This is a genomic window from Pseudonocardia oceanicola (genome assembly GCF_047200735.1).
In the GTDB taxonomy this organism is placed as follows: Bacteria; Actinomycetota; Actinomycetes; order Mycobacteriales; family Pseudonocardiaceae; genus Pseudonocardia.
Genome location: NZ_JBJZON010000003.1, coordinates 239,239 through 253,914, shown reverse-complemented (window position 1 = coordinate 253,914; position 14,676 = coordinate 239,239). Strand labels below are relative to the sequence as shown.

Here is a 14,676-nt window from a genome sequence, read left to right as displayed (position 1 = left end):
GGGAGACGGCGGTGATCAGACCGGGGCAGCGGCAGGCGACGGACCCCGCACGGATGCATTTCGAGGAGGGCCGGCTCACCGCCGTACTGGTCGACGACCACGAGTTGGTGTTGGAGGGGCTGCAGCGAGCGCTTGCCCGAGACGCCATCGACGTCGTGGGGGCATTCCTCGACGGGGAGGGCGCACTGGAGTTCCTGGCCGGGAAGATGGCCGCACACACCCGGCTCGACCTGGTGGTCGTCGATCTCCGGCTGAGTGGCCGCTCCGGGATCGGCCTGGTCGAGGACGTGGTCCGGCTGCGCCCGGACGTCCGGGTCGCGATGCTGACCAGCTTCGAGGATCGGGTCGCGGCGGTGGCCGCCGTCCAGTCCGGCGCGAAGGGCTTCTTCCTCAAGGACTCCTCGTGCGGCGAGTTGTCCGCGGGTCTACGCCGGGTCGCCGAGGGCCATCTCGTGATCGACTCGCGGCTGGCCCAGGCGGTGCTGGGCGGTGACCCGAGCTGCCGGTTCACCGCGCACGAGCTGTCGATCGTGTCGCTGGTCGCCGACGGCATGACCAACCGGCAGATCGGGGAGGAGCTGCACCTGTCGTCCTACACGGTCAAGGAGTACCTCTCGCGGGTGATGCGCAAGCTCGGCACGGCGACCCGCGCGGAGACCGTGGTGCGTGCGGTCCGCGAGGGTCTGCTGCCCGAGAAGTACCCGGGACAGAACTGGGAGAGCTGAACCGGCGTCGGCCGCGTCTCACGCCCGGACGGGCAGGGCCAGCCGGGCGACGAGCCCGCCCCCAGGACGTGCGGACAGGGTCAGCGTCCCGCCCATCGACGTCGTCAGCTCGCTGACGATCCACAACCCCAGACCCGCGGTGCCCCGCTTGTCCCCGAGACTCACGTACTTCTGGGTGACCTGGCCGAGCTGGTCCACCGAAAGGCCGGGCCCACGGTCGCGGACCTCGACGACGAGGTCGTCGCGCTCCCGGGCGAGGTACACCTCGACCGGTTCGCTCCCGCTGTACCGGGCGGCGTTCCCGGCCAGGTTGCCGATCATGCGGTGCAGCCGCTGAGGGTCGCACCGCACCGTCGCGTCAGGAGGGCGGACGACGATCGAGCGGCGTTCCTCGGGCAGCCCCGCGCCGGCGAGAGCGGCCAGGGCAAGGTCCTGCAGGCGGACGGACCGTTCACGGACCCTGCCGACCGCCCCGCCCTCTGTCACCGCCACCTCGGCGAGCCCGTCGAGCATGTCCTGGAGATGCTCGGCATTCGCGGTGATCAGATCCAGCATCGGATCGGGTGCCGACCGGGTGGCGGCCCGGGCGAGCGCGGTCAGCGCGGAGACCGGTGCGCGGAACTCGTGCAGGATCACGCGCAGGCCGTCGAGCCGTGCCTGCTGGGAGTCGAGCAGCCTGCTACGCAGGTCGCGTTCCTCGACGACGGCCTGGTGCTCGGCGATCACCTCGGCGCGGGATTCGGCCACCGCACGGTACTGCCTGTCGAGCCGCCGCACGAACACCCCGGTCAGGGTGGCCACCGCCACCAGGTAGAAGGTCCACCACAGCCCCGCGGAGATCTGCGCATCGACCGTCGTGGTGGACGGGCTGCCGACGATGCAGGCTCCGAGGTACGCACCGCCCACGAGCAGCGCGAACAGCTCGCCGCGGCGGCTCTCGGTGCGCAAACCGTTGGCGATGACCACGAGTGGGAGCACGGCGACCGCGAGGCTCACCACGCCTCCGGTCAGTGTGACGGCCAGCAGCGCGAGGACGGCGTCGGTACCCGACACCACGATCGGTCTCGGTCCGCTCCCGCGGGCCAGCCGGGCGAGGGCGAGCAGCACCGCGTAGCCGGCGGCGACGGCGACCAGGGCGAACACCACCGCCAGCGACGCGCGGACTGCCGGGTCGGTCAGCACGGCCAGCGCGCCCAGGGACGCGACCACGCCGATCCGGACCGCGATGACGATCAGGTCGTCAGGCCCGGATCGTGGGGTGTCGCGGTCAGCGAGCATCCGGCACGGCGAGGAAGCGGTGCGCGCTCGGCAGGACCATCGCGAACGCGCCCAGCGTCACCAGGACGAACGCCGCGACGGCATGCCAGGTGCCGCCCGCGGCGAAGACCACCGCGACGAACAGCCCGAGCCCGACGAGGACGAACCGGGGCCACGCACGACCCGACAACAGCGCCGCGGTCAGCACCACGGTCGACACCGCGGCCAGGATCGCGATCACCGCGGTCGAGGCGACGGCGGGCGGCCCGCTCACGGCGTCGGGGCCCAGCTGGGTGGCGACCCGGTCGGCCTCCGAGTCGAGACGGTTGGCTGCGAGTGAGTCGGCTGCGGCGTAGAGCTCGACGAGTGCGAGTCCGATCCATGCGACGGCGGCGAACCAGAGGGTTCCGGGGATCCGCATGGCGCCGCGGGAGCGGTGCGGGACGGGCCCGCTGGGCGAGGACATGGCGAGGATCGTAGCGGCCCGCGCGGTCCGTGCGTCGCCGCCGGCGCGTCCCGCGGTGGCCCACCCGGGCCACCGTTGGCGCGGCCGGCCCGGTGACGCAGCGGCAGATCGTTGTGACGCTGTGCACAGCATCTCGATGGTGAGGAGTAGTCAATGAAGACGAAGGCAGCAGTGCTCTGGGGCCTGGGCCAGAAGTGGGAGGTCGAGGAGATCGACCTCGATCCGCCCGGGCCCGGCGAGGTCCTGGTCAAGCTGACCGCGAGCGGCCTGTGCCACTCCGACGAGCATCTCGTGACCGGCGACCTCCCGTTCCCGCTACCCGTCGTGGGCGGGCACGAGGGAGCGGGCACCATCGTCGAGCTCGGTGCCGGGGTCGAGGACCTCGAGGTCGACGACTCGGTCGTCCTGACCTTCCTGCCGTCCTGCGGCCGCTGCTCCTACTGCGCCCGCGGCATGACGAACCTGTGCGACCTCGGCGGTGCCGTCATGATGGGCCCGCAGCTCGACGGGGGCTACCGCTTCCACGCCCGCGGCGAGGACATCGGGCAGATGTGCCTGCTCGGCACGTTCTCCGAATACACGGTCGTGCCGGTCGCCTCCGTCGTCAAGGTCGACCAGGGCACGTCGCTGGACAAGGCCGCGCTGATCGGGTGCGGCGTCACCACCGGCTACGGGAGCGCGGTGCGCTCCGCCGAGGTGCGTGCCGGCGACACCGTCGTGGTGCTCGGTGCCGGCGGCATCGGCATGAACGCCATCCAGGGCGCACGCATCGCGGGCGCCCGCTACATCGTCGCCGTCGACCCGGTGGAGTACAAGCGCCAGCGGGCCGCCGAGTTCGGTGCCACGCACGTCGCCGAGTCCGCCGACTCCGCCTGGGAGATCGTGAGCGGCCTGACCCGCGGTCAGCTCGCCGACGCCTGCATCGTGACGACCGGTGTGGCCGAAGGAGCCGAGACCGGCTCGGCGCTGGCCCTGGTGGGCAAACGCGGCCGGGTGGTCATCACGGCGATCGGTCATCCGGAGGAGACGACGATCACCGCGTCGCTGCTGGAGATGACCCTCTACGAAAAGACGATCAAGGGCGCGCTCTACGGGTCGTCCAACGCCCAGCACGACATCCCCCGGCTTCTGGAGCTCTACAACAACGGACAGCTCAAGCTCGACGAGCTGATCACCCGTGAGTACCGCCTCGAGGAGATCAACCAGGGCTACGACGACATGCGGGCCGGGCTCAACATCCGCGGCCTCATCCGTTACTGACAGCAGCGCGAACCGACCCCACCGCTACGACCTGAAGGAGACCGGACATGGCCATCGACCGGATCATCGAGCACAACAAGCGCAACGGCTGGGGCAGCTTGTCCCACGACGGTCTCCGCATGGAGTCGTTCCCGATGCGCCTGTTCCGCAAGGGCAACAAGAAGTTCTGGAACCCCGAGGACATCGACTTCTCGCAGGACAGGGCCGACTTCGAGGCGATGACCGAGGACGAGCAGCGGATGACGCTGGTCCTGGCCTCGCAGTTCATGGCCGGTGAGGAGTCGGTGACGCAGGACATGCAGCCGTTCGCGCACGCGATGGCGGCCGAGGGTCGGCTGGCCGACGAGGCGTATGTCACGCAGTTCATCTTCGAGGAGGCCAAGCACATGCAGGCCTTCCGGCTGTGGTTCGACGCGGTCGGCCTGAGCGCAGACCTGCACAGTCACGTCGAGTACAGCCCGGCCTACGACACGATCTTCAAGCAAGAACTGCCGAACTCGATGTACGCCCTGATGACGGACCCGACCCCGGCCAACCAGATCCGGGCCTCGGTCACCTACAACCACGTCGTCGAGGGCACCCTGGCGCTCACCGGCTACTACGCCTGGGCCAAGGTGTGTGCGAGCCGCGACATCCTCCCCGGCATGCAGCGCCTGGTGAAGCTCATCGGCGACGACGAGCGGCGCCACATGGCGTGGGGCACCTTCACCTGCCGTCGCCACGTCGCGGCCGACGACAAGAACTGGGACGTCGTCGACGAGCGGATGCAGGAGCTCCTGCCGCCCGCCCTGCAGCTCATCGTCGCCCTGTTCGACCAGTACGAGAGCGAGGGCAAGCCCACGCCGTTCGGCATCTCCATCGACGAGATGAGCGACTACGCGCTGGACAAGGTGAACCGGCGGATGGAGTCGATCGAGAGCGCGCGCGGCCGCGACGTCTACGAGATCGACGAGGACTACTCGCCGATGGAGATGGAAGACCACTTCGGCGACTCGGACGAGCGCGAGATCAAGGCTGCGCTGGTCGGCGCGAACGCCTGACGACGCCGGCGCCGGGCGCAGTCCACGCGGCGCGCCCGGCGCCGTCCCACCTACCCCCGAGGAGTCCCCGTGGCATTCGTGATCGGCCCGTCGTGCGTCGACGTCATGGACAAGTCGTGCATCGAGGAGTGCCCGGTCGACTGCATCTACGAGGGCGGCCGGATGCTGTACATCCACCCCACGGAATGCATCGACTGCGCCGCCTGCGAGCCGGTGTGCCCGGTCGAGGCGATCGTGCCGGGCCAGAAGGTCACGGCTGAGTGGAAGCCGTTCCAGGAGTCCGCGAAGGCATTGTTCGACGAGGTGGGGTCGCCCGGCGGCTCCTCGAACGTCGACGTGCTGACCGACACCAGCTTCGTCGCCGGATTCGAGAAGGACGAGGACTGAGGTCCGCGAAGGAGCCACTGCCATGCCCGACGACATCGACGTCGACCTGCTGCTGATCGGCGCCGGCCCGGCCGGCCTGTACGGCGCCTACTACGCGGGCTTCCGCGGGCTCCGCACCGCCGTCCTCGACGCCCAACCGCAGCTCGGTGGACAGGTCAGCGCGATCTACCCCGAGAAGAACATCTACGACGTCGCGGGCCTGCCGGCCGTGCGGGGCCAACAGCTGGTCGACGGCCTGGCCAGCCAGGCCGCGCAGTTCGACCCGACCTACGTCCTGGGTGAGCAGGCGGTGGAGCTGGAGCGCTCCGGGCAGCGGTGGACGATCCGCACGGCCACCGGACGGCGGATCCACGCCGGGGCGGTCGTGATCACCAGCGGGGTGGGCGCGGTGACCCCGCGGCCGCTGCCGTGCTCGGCCGAGGACTTCCTCGACCGCGGGCTGCGCTACTTCGTGCCGCAGCTCGACGTGCTCGACGGCAAGGACGTCGTGGTCGTGGGAGGCGGTGACTCGGCGGTGGACTGGGCGCTCGCGGCGTTGCCCCGCGCCACCTCGGTCACCCTGGTGCACCGTCGCCTGCAGTTCCGCGCGCACGAGCACTCCGTGCAGCTGCTGCGCGCCAGCGCCTGCCGGTTGATCCTCGACGCCACGGTGAACGCGGTGCGGGGCAACGGTGCCGTCGACGGCATCGAGGTCCAGGCGAAGGGCGAGGAGCCGGAGGTGCTCCCGGCCCAGGTCGTGGTCGCGGCGCTGGGCTTCCTGATGAACCTCGGGCCGATCAAGGACTGGGGACTGGAGCTGGACGGCCGGTCCATCCGCGTCGACACCGCCATGCGCACCAACCTGGACGGGATCTACGCCGCCGGTGACGTCACCACCTATCCCGGCAAGGTGAAGCTGATCTCCGTCGGGTTCGGGGAGGTCGCCACGGCGGTCAACAACGCCGCGGTCGCCCTCGACCCCGACGCGTCCCTCGCCCCCGGCCACTCCAGCGACGCCCTCCCCGCCACCTCACCCGCCGCGGTCTGAACCCGCGCAACGACTTCCGGCCACCGCGGCCGGGGAACCGACGGCATCCTGCCGCCGGCACGACCCGACGAAGGAGATCACATGGCTCGGCGCTCCAACTCCCTGACCAAGTTCCTGCAGGACGTCGTCGACAACAGCAAGGACCTCGTCGACGACCTCATCGACCGCGGCCGTGACGTCGAGTCCGACGTCCGCACCGGTGTCTCGAAGGCCGTGTCCAACGAGGACGACGACCACACCGACGCCGACCTGGCCCGGCTCCAGGCCTCGCTCGCGGAGCTCAGCGCCAAGGTCGACACCCTGGCCAAGGCGAAGCCGGCCACCACGGCCACCCGCTGATCGGTGCACCCCCCCGGCGGTGGGCCGTCCCGGCGGCCCACCGCCGCTCCGTAGGAGGACCACGATGGAGTGTCCGCCCATGCGGCTGCGGCGTGACGAGGCCGGGCTCTACGACCTCGACGGGCGGCACGTGGTCGCCTTCGAGCGCCTGGCCGACCACGTCCGGTCCGGCGGCACGTTCACCGCGGTCGCGCACGACACCGGCACCGACTGCACGCGTCTGGTGCTGGCCGACCTGCTGCGCCACCAGGCGCGGCAACAGTCCTCGGGCGCCCTCGCCCAGGGTCTGGGTACTCTGCGCGATGCCGTCACGGCACTGCTGCCCGCCGTGCTCGGCAGCGGCCCGTCGACCCGCGACCCCTGGGCGGGCGCCATCCGCCCGGACCGGCCGGCCGAGCGGCGGGCCAGGGAGGCGCCGGGTGACCGGCGCGATCGATCCGACGATCGGAACGGGATGGAACACGATGCGCATTGAGGCCGACGAGACGCGGTCGTTCGCCATCCCGGCGGAGCGGGTCTGGCCGCTGGTGAGCGTCGTGCACGGGTACCTCGACTGCATCCCCGAGGTCATCGCCTACGAGACCGACTCCGCGGACCTCACCGCCGCCTTCGACGCGCGGCTCAAGGTCGGTCCGGTGCAGTGGAAGATCCCCGGCAGCGCCGCGGTCACCCCCGTGGTCCCGGGACGGGAGGTGGCCGTGCAGCTCACCGCGCCGAAGCTGGTTCTCGGCTACGCGGGAACGCTCACCCTGACCGACGTCGGCTCCGGCGCCGTGCGCGTCGGCTACCGGGGCGCGATCACCTGCGAGCACGGCATGATCGCCCGCCTGCACTTCCTGCTCCGGCAGATCCTCGTCGACCACGTCGACCTCGTCCTGGACGGCATCGTGGGGCAGGCCGAACGCTCCTACCAGGCGGAGCAGGCACTGCTCGGGCGCTCCGGTGCGCCGCACCGGCGCTCCTGATGGCCACCCGCGACCGCGTCCGCCTGGTGGCGCGGGTGCTCGCCGGGCTCGTGGCGGGCGAGGTGGCCGGCTCGGTCGGCATCCGGCGCGGCGGCAGGGGCAACGTCGACGGCTCGCGGCGCCGCGCGCGGGCCGTGCGGGCCGCGCTGGAGGACCTCGGGCCGCTTTACATCAAGGTCGGCCAGATGCTCTCGACCCGGCCCGACCTCTGCCCGCCGGCCATGATCGAGGAGTTCCAGAACCTGCACGAGCAGGTCACCGTGCGGCCCTTCGCCGACTTCGAGCCGGTCCTCGAGGCCAACCTCGGCCCCGCCTGGCGCGAGATGTTCGCCGAGATCAAGCAGGACCGGCCGCTCGGCGCGGCCTCCCTCGCGCAGGTGTACAAGGCCACGCTGCGCAACGGGGAGGACGTGGTCCTCAAGATCCAGCGGCCCGCCGTCCGCGAGGCGATGCAGGACGACATGGTCGTGCTGCAGCGCGCCGTGCGGATGGTGGCCAAGCGCACCGCGCGGTTCAACGAGGTGATCGACATGGAGGCCATCCTCGACGTCATCTTCACCGCGATGCGCCCGGAGCTGGACTTCCGGATCGAGGCCGAGAACATGGAGCTCGGGCGACCGACCGTGGCGCGGTTCGACCGCCTCCGCATCCCCGAGGTCGTGCACGACACCCCGCAGGTGCTGGTGCAGACGGTGGCCTCGGGCGGGTCCATCCGCGACGTCAACCGCGACCGGTTCGCCGACGACGAGCGCGACGAGATCGGCCGCCAGCTGCTGGCGTGGTCCTACCGCAGCTTCTTCGTCGACCGCGTGTTCCACGCCGACCCCCATCCCGGCAACGTCTTCGTCCAGCCCGGCTCCCCGGCCTACATCATCGACTGGGGCATGGTCGGCAAGGTCGACACCCGCACGTCGGTCGCGCTGGCGCTGCTGCTGCTCAACATGGCGCTCAACGACGGCGCCGGGTTCGCCCGCTCCTGGCTCGAGCTCGGCCGCGCGACCACGTGGGCCGACCTGCCCGGCTTCGCCAGCGACGTCACCCGCTACCTCCCCACCGTTGGCGGGGCGTCGATGGACAACCTCAACCTCGGCGTCTCCCTGACCAACGTGCTTCGGTTCGCGACCGCCCGCGGCGTGGCGACCAGCCCGATGATCGCCCTGATCACCAAGTCGTTCGCCAACATCGACGGCTGCGTGCGCTACCTCGCGCCGCACCTGTCCATGGTCGACGTGTTCCAGGACGAGCTCAACGACATCCTGTTCGCGATGACGCGCGACTACCTGTCGCCGAACCTGGCGATCCGTACCGGGGTCGAGACCCTGCTCGCGGCGACCGAGGTCCCGCACGCCGCCCGCACGTTCCTCGCCGATGTCGTCGACAAGGACCTGACGTTCCGGATCGGCGACGCGCACCGCCGGGGCTCGCTGCAGGAGGACCGCGCCGACATGCGGGCCCGCCGCCGTGACCGGGCCCTCCTCATGGCGGCGGTCGGCGGGGCATGGGCGCTGGGCCGCGGCAGGCGTTGACCCGCTCCGGCCCGCTGGGCCCGGGATCCCCGTCGCTGCCGCGCTCGGGGCTGCCACCGGGGGCCGCGACCGCACGCCGCCCACCGCGCTGGACGAGGTGAACCGGCGGATGGAGTCCATCCAGGACTCACGCGGCCGGGCCGGGCTCCGGATCCTGGCCGAGGAAGCGTGTCACCACGGTCGCGATCTGCTCGGCCACCGTCGACGCGTCGTGCAGGGGGGTCACGACGTGGCTGATGGCGAGCCGGGTGGCCACCTCGGACGCGGTGGTGACGTCGCGCGGGTCCAGTTCGGGCCAGCGTTGCAGCAGGAAGGTGCTCGCCCGGTCGCGCGCCACCTGCACGACCGGCTCGCTCTGCGTGGTGAGCAGGGGGAGGAGCTCCTCGCTGCCGTGGCCGGTCAGGATGGCGCGGAGCAGGGGATCGTCGCCGGCACGCCGGACCGTCATCCGTACGGCCGCGACCCAGGCCGTGTAGAGATCCCGCTCGCCGCCGAGCGCCACCTCCACACTGTCGAGGAACTGCTCGGTGAGTCGGAGGACCAGGGCTCCGGCCAGGCCCTGCTTGCTGGAGAACTCGTTGTAGAGGGTCTGCCGGCTTACCCCGACCCGGTCGGCGACGTCCTGCAGCCGCAGGCCCCGCCACCCACCCGCGACGAGGAGGTGGGCGGCGACGTCGAGGGCCTCATCGCGCATGAGTCGATGGGTCCGCTCGGCGAGGGAACGGGCGACCATGCACGGAGTCTCGACGCCAGAGCCTACTGAGTCAAGGCGCTGGACACATTTTGCATCTGTGTCTAACGTGGTGCCATTCATTCCTTCGGAGGTACTCATGGTCCCGCAGATGGTCCGGGCGGCTCGCGAGCGGCTGTCCACGGTGTTGCTGGCGCCGCTGCCGGCTTCCGTCGATGCCGCAGTGCTGCGCGGTGCGGTCCGCGGTCGCCCGGTCGATCTCGCCACCGCGCCGCCCGGCCTGGCGGCCGTTCCGGGTCACCAGGGTCTGCCGGTGCTCGGGCGCACGCTCGAGTACATCCGGTACGGCAGTGACTTCACCCGTGCCCGGCACGCCCGTTACGGGCCGGTGTCCTGGACCGGTTTCCTAGGCGAGCGCGTGGTGATGGCCGCCGGCCCGGAAGCCACCCGTGCGGTGCTGGCCAACGCGGACAAGGCCTACTCGCAGGACGGGTGGCGCTACCTGATCGACCGGTTCTTCGGGCGTGGACTGATGCTGCTCGACTTCGACGAGCACCGCGCGCACCGCCGCGTCATGCAGCATGCCTTCACGGCCGACCGGCTCGCCGGCTACGTCGACCAGACGGTTCCGTGCGTCCGCGACACCGTTCCGACCTGGCCCACCGACCGATCCGTCCGGATCTACCCCGAGCTCAAGCGTCTGACTCTCGACGTCGCGACCAGGGTCTTCATGGACGAGCGCACGGGGCCGGAGACCGAGCGGATCAACCGAGCGTTCGTCGACTGCGTGCGCGCGGCGAGCGCTCTGGTGAAGTGGGACGTGCCCGGCACCCGTTGGCGCGCGGGGTTGCGTGGCCGGGCGGTCCTGGAGAGCTACTTCGCGGAGAACCTGCCGGGCAAACGCGCGCAACCGGGCCACGATCTGTTCTCGGCGTTGTGCCAGGCCCGTACACCGGACGGGGAGGCCTTCAGCGACGCCGACGTCATCAACCACATGATCTTCCTGATGATGGCGGCGCACGACACCTCCACCATCACCAGCGCCGCGGCGGCCTACTACCTCGCGGCGAACCCGCAGTGGCAGGAACGGGCGCGCGAGGAGTCACTCGCCCTGGGTGATGCGCCCCTGGACATGGCCGCCCTGCGCACCCTGCGCACGCTCGATCTGGTGGTCAAGGAGTCGCTGCGGCTCGTCGCGCCGGTCCCGGTCGTCATGCGCCGCACGGTCACCGACACCGCCCTGCTGGGCCACCACATCCCCCGGGGCACGCTGGTTCTGGTCGCCGGAGCGGTGAATCACTTCGACCCCGGCTGTTGGACCGACCCCGACACCTTCGACCCGGACAGGTTCGCCGAGCCCCGCAACGAGGACAGGTCGCATCGCGACGCCTGGATCCCGTTCGGGGGTGGCGTGCACAAGTGCATCGGGATGGCGTTCGGCACACTGGAGGTCACCGCGATCCTGCACGAGATGTTGCGGACGCATCGGTGGAGCGTCGAGCCCGGGTACCGGCCCCGCTGGGACAACACCTCGCTGCCCGTCCCGGCCGACGGGCTCCCGGTGCGCCTGACCCGGCTCACCGCGTGATCGCACAGGGGCTCGCGGGGGCCGACCCGGACGCGGAGCAGACGCTGATGGAGGTGCTGCTGACCGACCACGGGGCCCCCGGCCCGTACGCCGGGTACCGGCGCCTGCGCGAACGGGCACCGCGGCTGCGGACCGCCGCCGGTCTGCTCGTGCTCAGCGGGTACCGCGACTGCGAGGCGGCGCTACGCAACCGGGCGCTGGGCAAGATGGACGAGTCGCTGGGCTTCCAACTCGCCGCCGTGCCCGAGGACCTGCGTCGGCAGGCTCTGCGCCGGTTCCGTCGCACCATGCTGTTCCGCAACCCGCCCGACCACACCCGGCTGCGGCGGCTGGTGTCGTCGGTGTTCACCCCTCGGCACGTCGAGGCGCTGCGCCCGGCGGTGGTGCGGCGGATCGACGCGCTGCTCGACGGGTTCGCCGGGCGTGACGTCCTCGACGTCGTCACCGAGCTGGCCCTGCCGTTGCCGGTCGGGGTGATCGGCGACCTGCTGGGTGTCCCGGACATCGACCTCGCGGTCGCCGCGCCGTGGGTGCGGCACCTGGTGGCCCCGCTGGAGCCCAGCGCCGACGTCGCTGCGGTGGAGGCCGCGGTGCACGCCGAGGACCAGCTCGCGGCCTACGTCGGCGACCTGCTCGCCGAGAAGCGACGACGCCCTGGCGACGACCTGCTCAGCCGGCTCGCCACCGCGCGCGGCGAGGACCAACTCGACGACGACGAGTGCGTCGGCACCGCGATCCTGCTGTTCGCGGCGGGCTTCGAGACCACGACCAACCTGATCGGCAACGGCCTGGCGGCGTTGCTCGGGGCGCCGGTGCAGGCCGCCCTGCTGCGTGAGCGTCCCGGCCTGGCCGGGCACGCCGTGGAGGAGATGCTGCGGTTCGACGCCCCGGTGCAGACCGACGGCCGGACGGCACTGGTCGACACCGCGGTCGCAGACGTCGAGGTCGGGGCAGGCCAGGTCGTCCTGATGCTGCTCGGCGCCGGCAACCGTGACCCGGAGGTCTACACCGATCCGGACTCCCTGCACATCACCCGCCGTCAGGCCGCGCCCCTTTCCTTCGGCGGCGGCCTGCACTTCTGCCTGGGGGCACCGCTGGCCCGGTTGGAGGCGGTCGAGCTTTTCCCCCGCCTGCTGGCCCGGTTCCCCGAGCTGGCCACCGCAGGCACGGCGACCTGGCGTCCCGGCCTGTCGTTCCGCGGCCTCGCCCGCCTTCCCGTCGCGCCGGGCCGTCCGGCCTGACGTCCGAACCAGCCCTTCCGGAGGAACCATGAGCGCCACCCGATCCCCGTGGATGAACACCGACCTCGACGACTTCCGCGACATGGCCCGCACGTTCTGCGAGAAGGAGCTGGCTCCCCACCAGGACCGCTGGATGGAGCAGAAGCAGGTCGACCGGGAGTTGTGGAACAAGGCGGGGGAGGTCGGCCTGCTGTGCCTGTCGATCCCCGAGGAGTACGGCGGCGGCGGCGGCAACTTCGCGCACGAGGCCGTGCTGATCGAGGAGCAGGCCGCCTGCGGGGACAGCTGCTGGGGAGTGGCCCTGCACAACGCGATCGTGGCGCACTACGTGCTCGCCTACGGGACCGAGCAGCAGAAGCTGGGCTGGCTTCCGAAGCTGGCCAGCGGGGAGTGGGTCGGCGCCATCGCGATGACCGAGCCCGGCACCGGATCCGATCTCCAGAACGTGCAGACGAAAGCGGTTCGTGAGGGCGACGACTACGTGGTGAACGGCGCGAAGACGTTCATCACCAACGGTGGCCAGGCCGACGTGGTCCTCGTGGTGGCCAAGACCGACCCCGCGGCGGGTGCGCAGGGTATCTCGTTGCTCGTCGTGGAGGCCGAGCGCGCGGGCTTCCGCCGCGGGCGGATCCTGGACAAGGTCGGGCTCAAGGGCCAGGACACCGCCGAGCTGTTCTTCGACGACGTCCGCGTCCCGGTCGGGAACCTGCTGGGCGGTACCGAGGGCCAGGGCTTCGTCCAGCTGATGCAGCAGCTTCCCCAGGAGCGGCTGCTCATCGGGATCACCTCGGTGGCCGCGATGGAGATGGCCGTGCGGGAGACCGTCCGCTACACCAAGGATCGCTCGGCGTTCGGCCGTGAGGTCTTCTCGTTCCAGAACACCCGCTTCACCCTGGCCGAGGCCGCGACGGAGGCCCGGGTGTGCCGGGTGTTCCTCGACGACTGCATCACCAAGCACCTCGCCGGGGAGCTCGACATCCCGACGGTCGCGATGCTCAAGTGGTGGACCAGCGAGCGTGCGATGCGCGTGATCGACGAATGTGTACAGCTGCACGGCGGCTACGGCTACATGAGCGAGTACCGGATCGCCCGTGCGTGGACCGACCAGCGGGTGCAGAAGATCTACGGCGGGACCAACGAGATCATGAAGGAGATCATCTCGCGCACGCTCTGAACGAGGCCGGACCCGATCCGGCACGAGACCGGGGTCCGATACGGTGTCGACATCCGAGCGGGGGAGGCGCGATGTCCGAAGCCGTGGCCGGGGTGCGCTGGCCCGCGGAGTGGCCGAAGCGGTCGATGATCGGGCTCGTCCTGCGCTCGGGGTGCGTCCTCGGATTCGGTGCGCTGCTGCTCTGGACGGGCGTGGTGAGCATCGGTCGCGACGACGTCGGGTCCGTGATCGGGTCGGTGCTCGTGCTCGCCGGGGTGGCGCTCGTCGGCTCCGCGGTGATCGGGATCGTCGCCGCGGCGGCGCACCGCCCGCGGCGGCTGACCGTGGTTCGGGGGCGCTCCGAGCGTTTCGACGAGAACGGCGTCGCCGTGCCCGGGGCCCGTGGCGTCGCCGTCGCCTCGGCCGTCACGGCGGGAGCGGTCGCCCTCACCGCCGGGGCTCTGCTCTTGGCGCCCGGCCCGGCGTGGGTCGTGGCATGCCTCGGGCTGCTCGGCGTCGCCTGGCCGGTCGCGGCGGCGGTCCGCCGGCTGCACGGCGTCGAGGAGCTCGTCGTCGTCCCGGCCGGGCTCGAGTACCGCTCGCCGTCCGGATCGGTGGCTGTGGAGTGGGACGCCGTCGTCTCGATCGTGGCCCGGGCGCCGTACCGCGGACGCCTGATCGGGGTGGTGACGAGCGCGCCCGCGATGCGCAGACGGGGGACGGACGGGCCGTGGTCGGCCGAGGAGGTCCCGACCTGGAACGGCGGGCTGCCGCTGCCGGTCGACCGGCTCGACGCCGACCCGTTGCTGGTTCTCGACCTGCTCGACCGTGCCCGTACGGACCCGGCTCTGCGCGCCCGGCTCGGCTCGGACGTCGACCCGCGCTCCGCGGTGCGCTGACGCGACTTCCCCCGTCGCGCAACTGTCGCCGAGCGCACCGGGCGTTAACCGCGGCTAACTATTTTGGGCGATGACCGTTACCTCTGCCTGCCCGGCCCGTTGAGACCAGCAT

16 protein-coding genes are annotated in these 14,676 nt (G+C 71.4%); 13 read left to right on the top strand and 3 right to left on the bottom strand.

Annotated elements, in window-relative coordinates; genetic code table 11:
- The first annotated feature begins 11 nt into the window (after nt 1–11).
- Complete coding sequence (locus ACL02T_RS07705) at nt 12–725, top strand: response regulator (RefSeq protein ID WP_412829928.1); 714 nt, start codon at nt 12–14, stop codon at nt 723–725.
- Nucleotides 726–743: 18 nt separating this feature from the next.
- Here ACL02T_RS07705 and ACL02T_RS07700 read toward each other — a convergent pair whose 3' ends face one another.
- Complete coding sequence (locus tag ACL02T_RS07700) at nt 744–2,003, bottom strand: sensor histidine kinase (protein ID WP_218601638.1); 1,260 nt, start codon at nt 2,001–2,003, stop codon at nt 744–746.
- Nucleotides 1,993–2,448: a hypothetical protein gene (locus tag ACL02T_RS07695; protein WP_218601639.1), complete on the bottom strand. Its 456-nt coding sequence runs from the start codon at nt 2,446–2,448 to the stop codon at nt 1,993–1,995. Before ACL02T_RS07695 ends, ACL02T_RS07700 begins: the two co-directional genes overlap by 11 nt.
- A 153-nt stretch (nt 2,449–2,601) precedes the next feature.
- On the opposite strand from ACL02T_RS07695, the gene ACL02T_RS07690 reads away from it, so the two are divergent.
- The 8 genes from ACL02T_RS07690 (at nt 2,602) to ACL02T_RS07655 (ending at nt 8,992) form a co-directional block, all read left to right on the top strand.
- Complete coding sequence (locus tag ACL02T_RS07690; protein ID WP_218601640.1) at nt 2,602–3,708, top strand: NDMA-dependent alcohol dehydrogenase; 1,107 nt, start codon at nt 2,602–2,604, stop codon at nt 3,706–3,708.
- Between the two features lie 47 nt (nt 3,709–3,755).
- On the top strand, nt 3,756–4,748 hold the full coding sequence (locus ACL02T_RS07685; protein WP_218601641.1) for a R2-like ligand-binding oxidase: 993 nt from the start codon (nt 3,756–3,758) through the stop codon (nt 4,746–4,748).
- A 69-nt stretch (nt 4,749–4,817) separates the two neighbouring features.
- Nucleotides 4,818–5,135, top strand: a complete 318-nt coding sequence (fdxA, locus tag ACL02T_RS07680; RefSeq protein ID WP_218601642.1) for a ferredoxin — start codon at nt 4,818–4,820, stop codon at nt 5,133–5,135.
- A gap of 22 nt (nt 5,136–5,157) precedes the next feature.
- Complete coding sequence (locus tag ACL02T_RS07675; protein ID WP_218616478.1) at nt 5,158–6,162, top strand: NAD(P)/FAD-dependent oxidoreductase; 1,005 nt, start codon at nt 5,158–5,160, stop codon at nt 6,160–6,162.
- Between the two features lie 81 nt (nt 6,163–6,243).
- Complete coding sequence (locus ACL02T_RS07670; protein ID WP_218601237.1) at nt 6,244–6,501, top strand: hypothetical protein; 258 nt, start codon at nt 6,244–6,246, stop codon at nt 6,499–6,501.
- Between the two features lie 64 nt (nt 6,502–6,565).
- Nucleotides 6,566–6,976: a hypothetical protein gene (locus ACL02T_RS07665; protein ID WP_344252459.1), complete on the top strand. Its 411-nt coding sequence runs from the start codon at nt 6,566–6,568 to the stop codon at nt 6,974–6,976.
- A complete protein-coding gene (locus tag ACL02T_RS07660) occupies nt 6,966–7,466 on the top strand; it encodes an SRPBCC family protein (protein ID WP_218601239.1) in 501 nt (166 codons plus the stop codon). The genes ACL02T_RS07665 and ACL02T_RS07660 overlap by 11 nt, the downstream gene beginning before the upstream one ends.
- Nucleotides 7,466–8,992 (top strand): ABC1 kinase family protein, encoded by a 1,527-nt coding sequence (locus tag ACL02T_RS07655; RefSeq protein ID WP_218601240.1) that lies wholly within the window; start codon nt 7,466–7,468, stop codon nt 8,990–8,992. Before ACL02T_RS07660 ends, ACL02T_RS07655 begins: the two co-directional genes overlap by 1 nt.
- Nucleotides 8,993–9,119: 127 nt before the next feature.
- On the opposite strand, the gene ACL02T_RS07650 is transcribed toward ACL02T_RS07655, so the two are convergent.
- Complete coding sequence (locus ACL02T_RS07650) at nt 9,120–9,725, bottom strand: TetR/AcrR family transcriptional regulator (protein WP_218601241.1); 606 nt, start codon at nt 9,723–9,725, stop codon at nt 9,120–9,122.
- Between the two features lie 97 nt (nt 9,726–9,822).
- Between ACL02T_RS07650 and ACL02T_RS07645 the strand changes: the two genes are divergently transcribed.
- The 4 genes from ACL02T_RS07645 to ACL02T_RS07630 all read left to right on the top strand — a co-directional run bounded on the left by ACL02T_RS07645 (nt 9,823) and on the right by ACL02T_RS07630 (nt 14,564).
- Nucleotides 9,823–11,271 carry a cytochrome P450 gene (locus ACL02T_RS07645; RefSeq protein WP_218601242.1) on the top strand — a complete coding sequence of 483 codons (1,449 nt, stop codon included), beginning with the start codon at nt 9,823–9,825 and terminating at the stop codon, nt 11,269–11,271.
- Nucleotides 11,268–12,512 carry a cytochrome P450 gene (locus ACL02T_RS07640; RefSeq protein WP_218601243.1) on the top strand — a complete coding sequence of 415 codons (1,245 nt, stop codon included), beginning with the start codon at nt 11,268–11,270 and terminating at the stop codon, nt 12,510–12,512. The genes ACL02T_RS07645 and ACL02T_RS07640 overlap by 4 nt, the downstream gene beginning before the upstream one ends.
- A 28-nt stretch (nt 12,513–12,540) precedes the next feature.
- Entirely contained in the window at nt 12,541–13,686 is a 1,146-nt protein-coding gene (locus tag ACL02T_RS07635; protein WP_225924727.1) for an acyl-CoA dehydrogenase family protein, read from the top strand.
- A 71-nt stretch (nt 13,687–13,757) separates the two neighbouring features.
- A complete protein-coding gene (locus ACL02T_RS07630; RefSeq protein WP_218601244.1) occupies nt 13,758–14,564 on the top strand; it encodes a PH domain-containing protein in 807 nt (268 codons plus the stop codon).
- Nucleotides 14,565–14,676 lie beyond the last annotated feature (112 nt).